The 15,653-nt window shown below is 61.6% G+C and carries 15 protein-coding genes; 8 read left to right on the plus strand and 7 right to left on the minus strand.

What is annotated here, in order from left to right:
* Positions 1–8 precede the first annotated feature (8 nt).
* The 5 genes from I2H38_RS17455 to I2H38_RS17475 form a co-directional block, all read right to left on the minus strand.
* On the minus strand, positions 9–497 hold the full coding sequence (locus I2H38_RS17455) for a cupredoxin domain-containing protein (protein WP_196273154.1): 489 nt from the start codon (positions 495–497) through the stop codon (positions 9–11).
* A gap of 32 nt (positions 498–529) precedes the next feature.
* Complete coding sequence (locus I2H38_RS17460; RefSeq protein WP_196273155.1) at positions 530–1,945, minus strand: multicopper oxidase family protein; 1,416 nt, start codon at positions 1,943–1,945, stop codon at positions 530–532.
* 17 nt (positions 1,946–1,962) lie between these two features.
* Positions 1,963–3,486, minus strand: coding sequence for a TolC family protein (locus I2H38_RS17465; RefSeq protein ID WP_324617425.1), 1,524 nt, complete (start codon positions 3,484–3,486; stop codon positions 1,963–1,965).
* Entirely contained in the window at positions 3,483–3,704 is a 222-nt protein-coding gene (locus I2H38_RS17470) for a hypothetical protein (RefSeq protein ID WP_196273156.1), read from the minus strand. Before I2H38_RS17470 ends, I2H38_RS17465 begins: the two co-directional genes overlap by 4 nt.
* 202 nt (positions 3,705–3,906) lie before the next feature.
* Positions 3,907–4,284 carry a hypothetical protein gene (locus I2H38_RS17475; RefSeq protein WP_196273157.1) on the minus strand — a complete coding sequence of 126 codons (378 nt, stop codon included), beginning with the start codon at positions 4,282–4,284 and terminating at the stop codon, positions 3,907–3,909.
* A gap of 283 nt (positions 4,285–4,567) precedes the next feature.
* Between I2H38_RS17475 and I2H38_RS17480 the strand changes: the two genes are divergently transcribed.
* A complete protein-coding gene (locus I2H38_RS17480) occupies positions 4,568–4,861 on the plus strand; it encodes a hypothetical protein (protein WP_196273158.1) in 294 nt (97 codons plus the stop codon).
* A 35-nt stretch (positions 4,862–4,896) separates the two neighbouring features.
* On the opposite strand, the gene I2H38_RS17485 is transcribed toward I2H38_RS17480, so the two are convergent.
* Positions 4,897–6,816, minus strand: coding sequence for a potassium transporter Kup (locus I2H38_RS17485; protein ID WP_196273159.1), 1,920 nt, complete (start codon positions 6,814–6,816; stop codon positions 4,897–4,899).
* Positions 6,817–6,981: 165 nt separating this feature from the next.
* On the opposite strand from I2H38_RS17485, the gene I2H38_RS17490 reads away from it, so the two are divergent.
* The 3 genes from I2H38_RS17490 to mgtE all read left to right on the plus strand — a co-directional run bounded on the left by I2H38_RS17490 (position 6,982) and on the right by mgtE (position 10,619).
* Positions 6,982–7,512 (plus strand): Spy/CpxP family protein refolding chaperone, encoded by a 531-nt coding sequence (locus I2H38_RS17490; protein WP_196273160.1) that lies wholly within the window; start codon positions 6,982–6,984, stop codon positions 7,510–7,512.
* Between the two features lie 192 nt (positions 7,513–7,704).
* Positions 7,705–9,009: an NRAMP family divalent metal transporter gene (locus I2H38_RS17495; protein WP_196273161.1), complete on the plus strand. Its 1,305-nt coding sequence runs from the start codon at positions 7,705–7,707 to the stop codon at positions 9,007–9,009.
* A 242-nt stretch (positions 9,010–9,251) separates the two neighbouring features.
* The gene (gene mgtE / locus I2H38_RS17500; protein ID WP_196273162.1) at positions 9,252–10,619 is read left to right on the plus strand and encodes a magnesium transporter; all 1,368 of its coding nucleotides are present in this window, start codon (positions 9,252–9,254) and stop codon (positions 10,617–10,619) included.
* A gap of 59 nt (positions 10,620–10,678) precedes the next feature.
* On the opposite strand, the gene I2H38_RS17505 is transcribed toward mgtE, so the two are convergent.
* The gene (locus I2H38_RS17505) at positions 10,679–11,599 is read right to left on the minus strand and encodes a LysR family transcriptional regulator (protein WP_196273163.1); all 921 of its coding nucleotides are present in this window, start codon (positions 11,597–11,599) and stop codon (positions 10,679–10,681) included.
* A gap of 164 nt (positions 11,600–11,763) precedes the next feature.
* Here I2H38_RS17505 and I2H38_RS17510 point away from each other — a divergent pair, with 164 nt between their 5' ends.
* From I2H38_RS17510 to I2H38_RS17525, 4 genes are read left to right on the plus strand one after another with little or no spacing between them, the layout of a single operon-like run.
* Positions 11,764–12,738 carry an ABC transporter permease gene (locus I2H38_RS17510; protein ID WP_196273164.1) on the plus strand — a complete coding sequence of 325 codons (975 nt, stop codon included), beginning with the start codon at positions 11,764–11,766 and terminating at the stop codon, positions 12,736–12,738.
* Positions 12,735–13,637 (plus strand): ABC transporter permease, encoded by a 903-nt coding sequence (locus I2H38_RS17515; protein WP_196273165.1) that lies wholly within the window; start codon positions 12,735–12,737, stop codon positions 13,635–13,637. The genes I2H38_RS17510 and I2H38_RS17515 overlap by 4 nt, the downstream gene beginning before the upstream one ends.
* An 11-nt stretch (positions 13,638–13,648) precedes the next feature.
* On the plus strand, positions 13,649–14,623 hold the full coding sequence (locus I2H38_RS17520) for an ABC transporter ATP-binding protein (RefSeq protein ID WP_196273166.1): 975 nt from the start codon (positions 13,649–13,651) through the stop codon (positions 14,621–14,623).
* Complete coding sequence (locus tag I2H38_RS17525; protein ID WP_196273167.1) at positions 14,620–15,648, plus strand: ABC transporter ATP-binding protein; 1,029 nt, start codon at positions 14,620–14,622, stop codon at positions 15,646–15,648. Before I2H38_RS17520 ends, I2H38_RS17525 begins: the two co-directional genes overlap by 4 nt.
* Positions 15,649–15,653 lie beyond the last annotated feature (5 nt).

The raw sequence follows: 15,653 nt of genomic DNA on the forward strand, positions 1-15,653 counted from the left end.
TTTCAACGTTACTTGACGATCACCGAGCCCTTCATGCCGGCCTCGTAGTGGCCGGGAATGAGGCAGGCGTATTCGAACGCGCCGGTCTTGGTGAACTGCCAGACGATCTCTCCGTTTTTGCTGACGGCGAGGCGTCGCGAATTCGGATCGTCATGCTCCATGTCTGGGTTCTTCTGCATGGCGATCTTGTGTTTGGCGTTGTTCTCGACGGTATCGAGAACAAACTCGTGGTCGGTCTTACCCGCATTTTTCAGGACGAACTTGATCTGCTCGCCTGCGCGAACTTCCACCTTGTCGGGGAAGTACACCATCTTGCCGTCCTCGGTTTCCTTCATGGTGATCGGGACAATCCGGGCCGTCTTCTTCGGGTCCCCGGGCTTGCCGGTGGGTGCTTCGTCGCCGTGGCCATGACCGGCCATCCCCGGGGCGGCAATCGCAAGACCGGTCGTGAGAAGGAGCACGGACAGGCTCCCGAAAAGGGACGAAGTGCGCTTCATGATCGCTGTTCTCCTTGCTTGATGATGATGGCTCAATGATTTCCGTGACCGCTGCTCTTGGCGGGAGGGCGTTTACGGGGATCGACCGCATGGAATTCTGTCGCCTTCACACCGCTATCGGGCGACGTTGCACGGGCAGGATCGGCGAGCGGTTCGCCCGTCCACTCGTATGCAACCGTTCCTTCCGGATGCCCGTACCAACCCGGGTCCTTGTAATCGTTGGCCGAAAGGCCCGGCCGCACCTTCACGACCGAGAACATGCCACCCATTTCGATGGGACCGAACTGACCGTAACCGGTCATCATGGGCAGCGTGTTGTCCGGAAGCGGCATTTCCATTTCGCCCATTTCGCCCATGCCGGTCGAGCCCATCGGCATGTAGCCCGGGGCCGCTTTCTTGATGGCAGGCGCGGTTCGCTTCATGTTCACGCCGATATAGGTCTTCACGCTATGACCCATGGCGTTCATGGTGTGGTGCGACTTGTGGCAATGGATCGCCCAATCGCCCGGCGCATCGGCGACGAACTCGAAGGCGCGCATCTGGCCGACCGCGACATCGACCGAAACCTCGGGCCAAGCCGCGCCCTCAGGCACCCAGCCGCCATCCGTGCCCGTCACCTTGAAGTCATAGCCGTGCATGTGAACAGGATGGTTCGTCATGGTCAGATTGCCGAACCGGATGCGGACCTTGTCGTTCTGGCCTACCACCAACGGATCGATGCCCGGAAACACGCGCGAATTCCAGCACCAGAGATTGAAGTCGAGCATCGTATTGACCTTCGGCACATACGAGCCCGCCTCGATATCGAAGGCGTTGAGGAGGAACACGAAGTCGCGGTCCACGCGGCGCTCCGCCGGGTTGCGTGGGTGGACGACGAAGAAGCCCATCATGCCCATCGCCATCTGCACCATCTCGTCCGAGTGCGGATGGTACATGAAGGTGCCGCTCTTCTTCAGAACGAACTCGTAGACAAACGTTCTGCCCGGCGGGATATGCGGCTGCGTCAACCCGCCGACACCGTCCATGCCGTTCGGCAGGATTTGCCCGTGCCAGTGCACTGCCGTGTTCTCCGGCAGCTTGTTGGTGACGAAGATGCGGACTTTGTCGCCTTCGACTGCCTCGATGGTCGGCCCGGGGGATTGCCCGTTATAGCCCCAGAGATGCGCCTTCATGCCGGGCGCGAGCTCGCGCACGACGGGCTCGGCGATGAGGTGGAATTCCTTCCAGTCCCCGTTCATGCGCCACGGCAGCGTCCAGCCGTTCAAGGTGACGACGGGCTGATAGTCAGGCCCGCTTTTCGGAAAGAGCGGCGGCTGCATGGTCGCCTCGGTCATTGTGGCGGCCTCCGGCAAACTCGCCGCTTGGGTGCGCCCGCTGATCATGGAGGCCCCGGCGAACGCCAGGCCGCCGGCACCGAGAAAACCTCTGCGCGAAAGATGATCGGTCATGGTTTCTCTCCTCGCCTTTAATGACCACCGCTGGAGTCGCCACCGGCTGCCGCCAGGGATGTTCCACCGCCAATTTCACTACCCCCGCTGCCCCCGCCCACGAGTGCCGCCTTGAGATCAGTCGACGCGATCCAGAAATCGCGACGCGCATTGATGGCGTCGACATTGCTTAAGATGCGGGCCCGCGCGTCGATGATGAGCTGGCTGACATCGACCAGCATGCCGCTGTACTGAAGCAGGGATTCATCCTGAATCGTCTGGCGCAGCGGCACGACGCGGCTCTGGTAAAGGCGCGCCAGGTCGTAGTGGCCGCGATAACGTGAATAAGCTTCACGCGCCTCCGAGCGGATGTTCACCGCGCGCTCGGCAACGCGGTTCGCGGCCGCCATGTAGGTTTCCTCCGCATTGCGGACACCGGTCGCCCCAAAATCGTAGATCGGGATCTGAAAGGCGATCTCCAGGCCGCGTCGGTTGAGCTTGTCGCGTGTGACCTCTGTCTTGCCGTCATCGACGTTGATGAATGTCTTACGGTCATATTTCGACAGGCCGGCGAGTTCGATGTCGGAGATGAATCGCGTTGCGTTCGTTAGTCCATATTGTCCGGCGACTGCATTCAGGTCGGTCCGCAGCGCCTGAAGATCGACCCGGCGCTCCAGCGCTTGCCGTTCGATATCCTTCGCGCTGGCGAGGCTCGCCGGCAGCGGGGGCAGCGCATTCGGCAAGCGGAAATCGATATCCCGGCCCCACAGCCCGAGCTGGCGTGTCAGGCGCTCCCGCGCGACTTTCTGGTCAATGCGGGCGCGGGCGAGCTGCGCCCCCAGCTCCACATAGAACGCATGTTCGCGCGCTTGCTCGAGCTTGTTGAGGGCGCCGGATTCACCGAGCTGCTGGGCGAGTTGAGAAGTCGCCTCCGCCGTCGCGAGAGCCTGCTCAAGGAACGCGACCTGCTGGTTCACCGCAATCGCCTGGTAATATTGACGTCGCGTCTCTGCCGCGAGGCGCAAGACGGCCTCTGCCGTCCGAAACTGGGCGGCGCGAAAACGTTGCTCGGCGATCGCCGCGCGGGCGGGGAGCGTTGCAAGCTCGAACAGCCCGATCAGGATCTGCCTTTCGATCTCCAATTCAAGGCCGCCGCTGAGACGCGACAGAACGAAGATGGGCCTGGGTGGCAACGTCGCCTCGACATAGGCCGCCTCTGATACGCCGAGATCGTTAAATGCTGCTTGCAGGCCCCTGTTTTTCAGGAGCGCGATCTGGACGGCACTGTCCGGGGTGAGCGGCTTCTTCAGCTGCGATTCGACACGCATCTGCGCCAAAGCCGCATCGGCATCGCTCGTGGTTTTCACGACATCCTTGCCGATCTCTTCCCGCGTGACGGTCTGCGCAATCGACAATCCCGCATCCGGAGAGAAGGACGCGCATCCGGCCAGGACCAGGGGCAAGGAGGATACGCCCGCAAACAGGATTGGCCGGAAACGACGGAGAGCGCGGAGGCGATACATGAGAGCGAAGCCCCCTCGTTCATTGAAATTGTCGATCACCGTTGTTCTTTCTTTTGTTCGGTGGTTGTCGGCGCGACCTGCCGGTTGATCTCCCGCCAATCCTTCGGCCCCGTGACCTGGAAGGTCACCAGGCCTGCTGTCACCTGCGATGGGGCGGGATCACGCGTGCCTATCGTCGGATCTGCCGGAGCCGCGATGTATTGCGGGGCAGTGGGTCCACAAGCGCCGAGGCCCAGCGCCAAGGCGGCTAAAGTCATTGATCTCTTCATCGATTTCGCCTCAGAGGCGCCAGAATCGCAAAAGGGCAGTAAGCAGCTCACGTCTTTCCGTTGCCGGATCGGACCTGCTTCGAGCACGATGTGCGAGGCGGCATGCGCCAGTTGAGCGGATGTTTTGACGCGGCCGAAGTCAGACCAGCGGACGCGCCGGTTTGTGCGGGCTCAAGGGCCCGCGCCTGAATCAGACGGTTCGCGGAGGACGTTCGAGACGCGTCGAAGGATTACTCGCGACCTGTTCGTCGCTAAAAATGGCCGGCAAGCGCACAAACGGCGTCGATGCGCTGACGATCATTGCGACGGCTGCCGTAATGGCGTGGCAGATCATGTCGCAGCAGCTTGCAGGCAGAGCATGATGTGAGGTGGATCGGGAGGGCGACCCGGCATCGGTGGAGACGACGACGTCGGCCCCGCCCTCACAATCGTGAGAGGCAGCGGTCTGGTGATGAGCGCCATGACCAACAGACGTTATCGCCGGATGCTGAGGGGGCATCGCGACGGCCGCGCTCACGCCACGGATCGGAAAGATCGCCATGGAGAGCGCAAGTAACATCGCGATCATTGTGCCCATCAGCCGCACGGATCAACCTCTTCACTTCCCGGGGTCGCGATCCGCCGCACGCGGATCTCTGTCTGGGTCAACTCGGCCCTTTCAAAAGCCGTTTGGACCTCGGATGGGGCTTACAACGGTGGCAAGGTCAAGCTCGTCTCGCAGAATAGATTGGACGACATCGGGAACCGATAGCCCTTGAGAACGGTTACGGTTCGCATCTGAAGAGTTGCCATGAGAGCCGTCGGAACAAGTTACTATGGCCATGGTTATTCAATCGATGCGGGAGCCCCCTATGGCACGGCAGAAAATTCTCGCCATCGTCTCGACTGTGACATTCTTTCTGAGTGCATCCCTCGCCATGGCGCATAGTTGGTATCCAGCCGAGTGTTGCAGCGACCGGGATTGTCGCGAGCTGGCTGAAGACAAGGGGGAGACGGTCGACGAAACCCCGGACGGCTGGCAACTCTGGGATGGACGCGTCATCGAGCGGGGAATTGCCAAGCTGTCGCCGGACAAGAAATTTCATCTTTGCGAAACGGAGAGCAAGACCATCCTCTGCTTCTTCGTGCCTCCTGGAGCCTCGTGAGAGGAGGCGTTCCGCCCTTGCCCGAACAGCGGTTTCTAGATCGTGATCTGCGTTCCGACTTCCACGGCCCGGCCCGTCGGTATGCCGAAATGCTCCGACGCATCGCTCGCCCGGCGTGACAGCCAGATGAACAGCCGGTCCTGCCATCGCGGCATTTCCGATTTCAGAGAGGGTTTGAGCGCGCGGCGAGACAAGAAAAACGACGTCTTCATCACATCGAACTGAAACCCTTGCTTGCGGCAGGCCGGAAGTGCCCGTGGAATATTGGGCACCTCCATGAAGCCGAAACGCAATGTGACCCGCAAAAAATGCTCGGACAGCCGCTCGACTTCGGCGCGTCGACTCTTGTCGACCCGGGGCGTGTCCTCGATCACGACGCTCAGAAGCACGTTTTGCTGGTGCAGGACTTTGTTATGCTTCAAATTATGGAGGAGCGCGCTCGGAATCCGGCTCGGGTCAGACGTCAGGAAAATGGCGGTCCCCTGAACGCGCTCTGCGGACCGCCCTTCAATCATCTTGATGAACTCGGCGGTGGGAACTTCCTCGCGCTTGGCCCTCTCTGCGAGCAACCGTACGCCGCGCCGCCATGTGAGCATGACCGTCATGAGCACGCCCCCCACGGCGAGCGGTATCCAACCGCCCTGGATGATCTTGAGGCCGTTCGCGAACAAGAAAATGCTGTCGACAAGCAGAAAGGGCGCGACCAGGATCACAGCCACAACCGGTGACCAGCCCCAGGCTCGCCAGATCACGAAGAAGGCGAGAACGGTGGTAATGACCATGGTCCCTGTCACGGCGATGCCGTAGGCCGATGCCAGTCCGCTCGAATTCTTGAACACCACCACCAGCATGAGAACGGCAATAAGCAAGAGAACGTTGATCCGCGGAATGTAGATCTGCCCTTTTTCGGTTTCCGATGTCCGAAGAACGGACATGCGCGGCAAAAGGCCAAGTTGGATCGCCTGCTGCGTCAGCGAATACGCTCCGGTAATCACGGCCTGGCTCGCGATGACGGTCGCAATCGTTCCGAGGATGACCATCGGCAGGAGCGCCCAATCCGGGTAGAGCAGGAAGAATGGGTTTTCGAGCTTTTCGGGTTCCGCCAGGAGCAAGCCTCCCTGCCCAAGGTAGTTCAGCGCAAGAGAGGGCAGCACCAGCGCAACCCATGCCACTTGAATGGGCTTGCGCCCGAAATGGCCCATATCGGCATAGAGCGCTTCGGCTCCGGTCACAGCCAGGAACACCGCCCCAAGCGCGATCAGCCCCGCCGATCCATGACTTTCCAGAAATCGGATTCCGTGGATCGGGTTGACGGCGGTCAGGATGGTTGTGTCCTGGGCGATGCGCAACAGACCGCCCAGCCCGAGAACAATGAACCAGCCGACCATGATCGGCCCGAACCACGAAGCAACCCGCGCCGTCCCTTTGCTTTGGACGAGGAAAAGCGCGATCAGGATCGTGACGCTCAGTGGCAGGATGTACGGCTTCAGGGAAGGCGTAACAAGATCCAGCCCCTCGACAGCGGAGAGGACGGAAATCGCCGGCGTAATGATCGCATCGCCATAGAAGAGGGCTGCCCCCGCGACCCCCAAAATCGGAATGAGCAATACGCTATGTCCCAGCGCGCTCTGAGCAAGCGCCATCAGGGAAAGAATGCCGCCCTCGCCGTGGTTGTCGGCGCGCATGATCAGCAGCACATACTTTGCCGTTACGATCACGATCAGCGCCCAGAGGATCAGCGATACGACGCCGAAGACCATTTCGCGAGTGAGCGCGCCGCCGGCCGCCGCCGCCGCGAGCGCTTCTCTGAGGGCGTAAAGCGGACTTGTACCGATATCGCCGTATACGACACCGATCGAGCCGACAGCCAATGTACTGAACCGGGTCGGAAGTTGGGCGTGATCCTGCTCGCTTGGTCGTTCCACGGCGTCGCCACTCGAAACATTCTTGGCCATGGTTCGTCTCGCGGATGAAACCAGAGCATAGGAAGCAGGAGATAGTGCGGCGTTGATCTTCCGCAATTTGCGGCGAACCAAGGCCCGCTAGACTTCCCGCGGAAGCGCGTCCTGCCTTCCGAAGCGCCCGTCAAGTCGCACCTCCACATTCAAAGGAGACTTTCCATGAAACGCTGGATTGCTGGAACGCTACTGGTCGGCACTCTTCTCGCGACAGGCGGAGTGGCAATGGCGCAACGGGGGGCGATGCATCCCGACGGCATGGGGCCAATGGGCCGCCTCTCGCCGGAGGACATGGATGCGTTCCGCGACGCTCATATCGCAGCACTCCATGCCGGCCTGAAGCTATCGCCCGATCAGGAAAAGCTCTGGCCTCCTGTCGAGGAAGCGATCCGCAATCTGGCGAAGCTGCATCGCGACCACATGAAGATGATGCAGGAAGGCAACGTCGCCGATGAAGATACGCCACGCAGGATACGAGCCCTGGCCGACCGGATGTCCCAAGGCGCGGATGCATTGCGCAAGCTCTCCGATGCGGCCGCACCGCTCTACGCAACGTTCGACGACGCCCAGAAACGGCGGCTACGGTTCTTGGTGCGCGGGATGGGCATGGGCATGGGCATGCGGTCCGGCGCGATGATGCATGATGGCCACGGCATGATGCCGGACATGCATGAGGATGACGAGGAGGAATGATCTCCCGCCGCCTCATAAGGCTCATGCAGCGGCGGAGGACATGAGGATCATTCTCCGCCCTTCTCACTCGACCTGTGTCGGCCCGATAGCGCAACGGATTTCGATGTGGCACGCCGTGACGAGCAAGCCGCCGCATCCCGGTGAGGGACATGACAGCTGGGGCGGTCGCTCCACGGCAGGCGAGATCCGCACATGACTTCTCCGGAGGATCGCGACCCCGAGGAGTTGGGACCCGTCGTGTCGCGTACCAAACCGCGCCTTCTCAATATCCTTGGACCCGGATTGATCACCGGAGCGTCCGATGACGACCCGAGCGGCATCGCGACCTACAGTCAGGCCGGAGCCCAGTTCGGATATGCACTGAGCTGGACGATGCTGTTCAGCTATCCCTTGATGACTGCGGCTCAGATGATCAGTGCCCGCATCGGTCGCACGACAGGCCACGGCATCGCCGGGGTGCTGCGATTGCATTATCCGAATTGGTTGCTGCAGATGATCGTCGTGCTCCTGCTTGTGGCGAACACGATCAATCTGGGCGCTGACCTCGGCGCAATGGCGGATGCGCTGAATCTGCTGCTGCCCGGTTCGCGGCCGCTCTACATCGTTCTTTTCGCCGGAATTTGCATCTACATGCAGGTTTTCCTGAAATATACGAGCTATGTCGCGGTGCTGAAATGGTTGACCCTGGCGCTGTTTTTTTATTTCGCAGCTCTGATTGCGACCGAGGTCGATTGGCGCAGCCTCACCGCGCACCTGTTCGTTCCGCGAATCCAGTGGTCGACAGACTATCTCACCACCATCGTCGCCGTCCTTGGCACCACGATCAGCCCTTACCTGTTCTTCTGGCAGTCCGCTGAGGAGGTTGAGGATATTGAATCATACCCACGGCGCATCGATCTCATCGATGCGCCGGAACAGGGGAAAGTCGCCCTCCACCGGATCGGGATCGACACGATGGTCGGGATGGCATTCTCGAATCTTGTCGCACTCGCGATCCTGATTACCACGGCGGCCAATCTGAACGCCCAGGGGATCACCGACATCCAGACCTCGGCGCAGGCCGCCGAGGCGTTGCGACCGATTGCGGGTCGCTTCGCGTTCTGGGTTTTCACCATCGGCATCGTCGGGACCGGCCTTCTCGCGGTTCCGGTCCTTGCGGGATCAGCGGCCTATGCCATCGGCGAGGCGCGCCGTTGGCCGATTGGCTTTTCGCGCCGATGGCAGAAGGCCAAGGCCTTTTATGGGACCGTGGCGGTTGCGACCATCGTCGGCATGATCCTCAACTTCACCGCCATCAACCCTATCAAGGCCCTTTACTGGAGCGCGGTTCTCAACGGCGTGGTCGCCGTTCCGGTCATGATCACGATGATGTTGATGGCAGCGCGCGCGGAGATCATGGGACCGTTCGCCATCCGCGGCTGGCTCCTCAACCTTGGCTGGATTTCCACGGTCGTGATGGCGCTCGCCGTGGTCGGAATGCTGGCCACGTCCTTTTAATTGCGGCAAAAACGGCCCTTGAGGCGAAAGCCTCTTGACGCAAGGGCGTCCGAGGCGCATTTGCCCCGTAAACCGCGCAGCTTTGCCTTTCGCAGATCCGCACGGCCAACAGGAACCCACAACGCAATGCCAAGCGACAGTCACAGTCGATTGCCCGTGCCGTCACGGCTCATCGTGGGCGCCTGATCGTTTGATCGGCTCACCACGATCTGCCGTTCACGGCGGATCGCAATAGGTGAGCTATGCAAGACAATACCCCATCAGAGGTCCTTCTCGACCCTGTCATGAGTGCGGCCGATCTGGCGCACGAGCACGTCGCCGACATCGCCGAGGCTCTCAACGCGATGCCGACCGAGGCGGCAGCCGAAATCCTTCAGCACTTTCCGATCGAGCAGGCCGTCGAGGTTCTGGACCAGCCCGAACTCGAATCGGCCGACGAGTTGATCGCAACGCTGCCGGATGACCATGCGACCGCGCTTCTGACAGGCATGTCCGCAGACCGCGTGGCGGGTGTGTTCCGCCGGATGGAAGAGCCCCGCCGCTCGACGCTTATCGAACGCCTTGACCCGGAAACGAAACACGCGGTCAAGCGTCTGCTGGCCTATCCGCCCGGCACGGCCGGGAGCATCATGACGACAGAATTCGTCAGCGCCCCGAAGACGTGGACGGTGGGACAGACTCTCGACCATATCCGCCGGGTCGAGCGCACGCGCGAGACGGTATACGCGATCTACGTTCTCGATCCGCGCACGCATAAACTCGTTCAGACCGTCTCTTTGCGCCGGTTGATCGCGGGAGAGCCCGGCGCTCCCGTGCTTTCCGTAGCCTCACCTCGCCGCCCCGTGACGGTTTCGCCGCAGACGGACCAGGAGGACGTCGCACGTCTCATCTCCAAATACGATCTGCTCGCCGTCCCTGTCGTGGAACGAGGCCGCGTGATCGGCATCGTGACCGTAGACGACGTCATTGATGCCATCGTCCGCGAAAGCACGGAGGACGTGCAGAAATTCGGCGGCATGGAGGCGCTCACTGAACCCTACATGCAAATCGGCTTCGTCGAGATGGTCAGGAAGCGGGCAGGATGGCTCTGTGCGCTGTTTCTGAGTGAGATGCTCACGGCAAGCGCGATGCAGCATTTCGAGAGCGAGTTGGAAAAGGCGATCGTTCTCACGCTCTTCATCCCGCTCATCATGAGTTCTGGCGGAAACTCAGGATCGCAGGCCACCTCGCTCATCATCCGCGCTCTCGCTCTGAGAGAAGTGCGGTTGCGCGAATGGTGGCGGGTCGCATTGCGCGAGTTGCCGACCGGCATCACGCTTGGCGTGGTTCTTGGAATCATCGGCGCCGTTCGCATTGCCCTGTGGCAATGGCTCGGCTTCTTCGACTATGGCGAACATTGGGCGCTGATCGCGCTCACGGTGGCTGCCACCCTCGTCGGCATCGTCACGTTCGGGTCGCTCGCCGGTTCGATGCTTCCCTTCATTCTCCAGCGGATCGGCTTCGACCCGGCGAGCGCCTCGGCGCCATTCGTCGCGACGCTGGTCGATGTGACAGGGTTGGTGATTTACTTCACCGTCGCGCTCGCGATCTTGAGCGGGACACTTCTCTGACGAGGCCGGGCGCGATCAACGCGCTCGGACCAAGCTTTGATTGAGGTTCGGCGCTCCCATCAAGCGCCGTCGAGACGCGATGTCTCAACAGCCTCAACCAGGATCTTGCTTACGAAAATATCGATGAAAGCCTCGGCCGTGCGTGATAGCGGCATTCCCGGCAGCGTGATGATCCCGAAATCGGAATCGCGCGCCGGGCGAAAGGGGCGAAACGCAATCGGAAGCGAACGGAAGAGGCTCCCGATCAAACCCGGAACGATGGCCACGCCCAATCCACTCGCCGCGCAGGCGCAGGCTGCCTCGACGGAGTGAACCTCGACCCGGCATCGATGCGGTACGCGCGATGTGCGAAGCTCATCCTCCAGTTCGTTTCTCGCCGTCCGCTGCCGCCCGAGCAAGATCAGATCGATCGAGGCAAGATCCTTCAGATCGATCACCTCCTTGGCCGCGAGCGGATGATCCTTCGCCATGACGCAGGTCGTGCCGCCGCGCAGGAGCGGCCGGATGTCGAAACCCTGGTCCTCGGTCGGCAGGCGAACGAAGCCGAGATCGGCCGTGCGTGCCTGCACCATCTGCTCGATCGCGCCGTAGGGCCCCGGCAGGACCTCCACGACGACGCGAGGACGTTCCTCGAAAAACCGCACGAGCACGCCGGGCAGCACCGTCGTCGTCATGCTGTGGGGAAAGGCGACACGCAACAACGTGTCGCTGCCCGCCCCTGCCTTGAGATCGGCGGTCTTGCGCTTGACCCGCGCCAGAACCTCCGTCAACTCCTCGATTTCGGGAATGAGCGCGCGCGCCTCTGGACGCGGGATGAGGCGGCCCTTGTCACGGATGAAAAGCTCGAAACCGATATCGGCCTCGAGCGCGGCCAGATGCCGGCTGATCGCCGATTGGGATATTTTCAGGACCGCCGAAGCGCCGACGGTCGAGCCGACAGCCATGACGGCCTTCAGGACTTCAAGTTGCTTCAGGTTCATGCGGCGATCCGTCTCCCCGCCTCTCTTTAGCCGATTTCCAAAATGTCATCACCCTACCCGCTCTCATCATATTATTGCGCGGTTTTGCAAGCGATGCGTAACCTAGAGCTTCACACGAGGGGAGAGCCGCCGCCGATGATGCGCCATGACCAGGAATTTGGCCTATGACCGTCTTCGTCATCCGCCGATTGTCCCAAAGCCTTCTGATCCTCCTGATCACCTCCGTGATCGTCTTTGCCGGCGTCTACGCCATCGGCAATCCCATCGATATTCTGATCGCGCCTGATGCGACCTTCGCCGAGCGGGAGCAAGCGATCCGCTCTCTCGGCCTCGATCGTTCGCTTCCGGAACAATATGGCACGTTTCTCTGGAACGCCCTGCATGGCGATCTCGGCCGATCCTTCGTGTTCAACCAGCCTTCCATCGACCTGATCCTGAACCGGATGCCGGCAACGCTGGAGTTGGCCTTCGTCGCGCTCTTTTTGTCTCTCGTCATCGGCATTCCCCTCGGCCTCTGGTCCGGCCTGCGGCCGAACACCGCCCTCGATGAGACCGTCATGACGGGTTCGATCCTCGGCTTCAGCCTGCCGAATTTCTGGCAAGGCATGATGCTCATCATGATCTTTTCGGTCTGGCTCGGCTGGCTGCCTTCCACCGGGCGCGGAGAACTCGGCACCTTCCTCGGCATCCGCACCAGCCTCACCACATGGTCTGGGCTCTCGCATCTCATCCTGCCGGCGTTCAATCTCGCCCTGTTCAAGATTTCTCTCGTCATCCGCCTCACCCGCAGCGGCGTGCGCGAAACAATGCCGCTCGACTTCGTGAAATTCGCCCGCGCGAAGGGCCTTTCCGAGCGCCGCATCGTCTCCGTGCATGTGCTCAAGAACATCATGATCCCCATCGTCACGGTGGTCGGCGTGGAATTCGGAGGCATCATCGCCTTCGCGATCGTGACCGAGACGATCTTCGCGTGGCCTGGCATGGGCAAGCTCCTGATCGACTCGATCATGCGCCTCGATCGCCCAGTGGTAGTGGCTTATCTTCTCGTCGTCGTGACCTTGTTCATCGTCATCAATTTCGTCGTCGATATTCTCTACTCCCTCCTCGATCCTCGCATTCGCATCGGGAGCGCATCATGACCGCTCTGACGTTTCGCAAGCTCGGCGAGGATAGTCTTGTCGCCCGCGCTCTCGACGGCATCCTCAAGAGCCCGAAAGCGACGGTCGCAGGAATCGCCTGCATCCTGCTGTTTCTCATTGCCGCCTTCGGCCCGTGGTTCGCGCCCCAGAACCCCTACGACCTGATGCAGATCAGCATCATGGACGCCAAGCTGCCGCCGGGATCGGAGAGCATGAGCGGGGGCACCTACTGGCTCGGAACCGACGGGCAGGGCCGCGACATGCTCTCGGCCATGATCTACGGCCTGCGCACGAGCCTCGCGGTCGGTCTCGTCAGCGGCATCGTTGCACTCGGGGTCGGCACGACTCTTGGCTTGATCGCTGCCTATTTCGGCGGCCGGATCGACACGTTGATCATGCGGCTCGTCGATCTGATGCTCGGGTTCCCGACCATCCTCGTCGCCCTGATGTTGCTCGCGCTGATCGGGCAAGGCCTGGGCAAAGTGATGGTGGCGCTCGTTCTCGTGCAATGGGCGCTTTTCGCCCGCGCGGTGCGTGGCGCGGCGCTTGTCGAGAAGAGCAAGGAATATGTCGAGGCTGCCACCTGCCTCGACTTGAGCAAGACGCGCATTCTCTTCGGCCACCTTCTGCCGAACTGCCTGCCGCCGCTCATCGTCATCGCGACCCTGCAGGTGGCGAATGCGATTTCGGCGGAAGCGACTTTGAGCTTCCTCGGCATCGGCCTGCCGATCACCGAACCCTCGCTCGGGCTTTTGATCTCCAACGGTTACAGCGTGCTCATGTCCGGACAATACTGGATCAGCGTTTATCCGGGCCTCCTGCTCGTCGCCGTCGTCTTCAGCATCAACATCGTCGGCGACCGCCTGCGCGAGGTGTTGAACCCGCGGCTGCAGCGCTAAAGGGCCGTGCCATGACACAACCGACCCTCAAGATCGAAAATCTCCAGACGCATTTCTTCACCGGGAAGGGCGTGGTCAAAGCCGTCGACGGCGTGAGCTTCGAGGTGGGCCGCGGCGAGGTTCTGGGCCTCGTCGGCGAATCCGGCTCGGGCAAGTCCATCACCGGCTTCTCGATCCTCGGCCTCGTCGATCCGCCCGGACGCATTGCGGGCGGGCGCATCCTGTTCCAGGGGCAGGACATCGTGGGCCTGCCTCCGCACGAAATGCGCTCCTTGCGTGGACGGAAGATCGCCATGATCTTCCAGGACCCGATGATGACCCTCAATCCGGTGCTCAGCATCGAGACGCAGATGGTCGAGACGGTGCAGGCGCACGAAAAGGTCAGCCGGAAGGAAGCGCGGGCGCGGGCGCGCGACACGCTCGGAATGGTCGGCATCCCTTTTCCCGAGGAACGGCTGGCATCCTATCCGCATCAATTCTCCGGCGGCATGCGCCAACGCGTGGCGATTGCCATTGCGTTGCTGCACCGACCAGACCTCATCATCGCCGACGAGCCGACAACCGCCCTCGATGTGACGATCCAGTCGCAGATCCTGGCCCAGATCCAGACTCTGACGAAGGAACTGGGCATGGCGCTCGTGTGGATCAGCCACGACCTGGGCGTCGTCGCCGGATTGGCGCACCGCATTGCCGTGATGTACGCGGGCCGCATCGTCGAAATCGGGCCGACCGACGACATTCTCGACAACCCGACGCATCCCTACACCATCGGGTTGATGCAATCAGTACCCGCCAACATGCCGCGTGGTTCCGAGTTGAAGGCGATCCCCGGCATGGCGCCCTCGCCTCTTCATCGCCCGACCGGCTGCGCATTCCGCCAACGTTGCACCTTCGCGACCGCCGCCTGCGAGATCGAGCCGCCGCTCGATGCCGCCGGCAACGTCGCCTGGCGCTGTTTCCATCCCCAAGCGCGGAGGGCCGCATGACCCCGCTCGTCGAAGCCGTTCAGGTCTCCAAGCGATTCACGCGCGAGCTTGATTACGCCGAACGTCTGGCCCGTCTGTTCGGCGTGGATCTCCAGGCGCAGACAGTTCACGCCGTCGATCATGTGGATCTCAAGATCATGCCGGGCGAGGTCGTCGGCCTTGTCGGCGAATCCGGATGCGGCAAGTCCACCCTTGGGCGCGTGCTCGCGGGCATTAATCCGCAGAGCGACGGCGAGGTTTTGTGGCAGGGGCAGGATCGGCGAAAGCTCGATCCGGCCGCGGCCCATAAGGCGCGCCTGTCGGCGCAGATGATTTTTCAGGATCCGATGTCATCGCTCAATCCGCGCAAGCGGATCATCGACATCATCGGTGAGGCGCCCGTCGCGCATGGCCTCGTACCGCGTGCGGGGAAGGATGCCTATGTGGCGGCCCTGATGGAGCGCGTCGGGCTCGATCCTTCCTATCGCAACCGTTACCCGCATCAGTTCTCGGGCGGTCAGCGGCAGCGGATCGGCATTGCACGGGCGCTTGCCGTCAAGCCGCAATTCATTGTCTGCGATGAATCCGTCGCGGCGCTCGACGTGTCGATCCAGGCCCAGATCATCAATCTGTTCATGGAACTGAAACGCGATCTTGGGCTGACCTATCTCTTCATCAGCCACGATCTCGGTGTGGTGAAGCATATCAGCGACCGGGTCGCAATCATGTATCTCGGGCGCATCGTCGAGAGCGCGCCGGCAGACGCTTTCTTCGCGCAGCCGAACCATCCCTATACGATTGCGCTCCTGGAAGAGGTGCCGACCATCGCCCATCGGCGGCGCAACTTCTCACCCATCAAGGGTGAGATCCCTTCGCCGCTCCATCCGCCGAGCGGCTGCCATTTCCATCCGCGCTGTCCGCACGCCTTCGAGCGGTGCCGGCAGCAAGCTCCGAAACTGCGTGAAATCGCACCGGGCCATATCAGCGCCTGCCACCTCAACGACACCCAAGCGGCAAGCCCCAAAGCAAAATTAGCCGCGCTCTGATCCAG

It is taken from the genome of Microvirga alba, assembly GCF_015694465.1.
GTDB lineage: Bacteria > Pseudomonadota > Alphaproteobacteria > Rhizobiales > Beijerinckiaceae > Microvirga > Microvirga alba.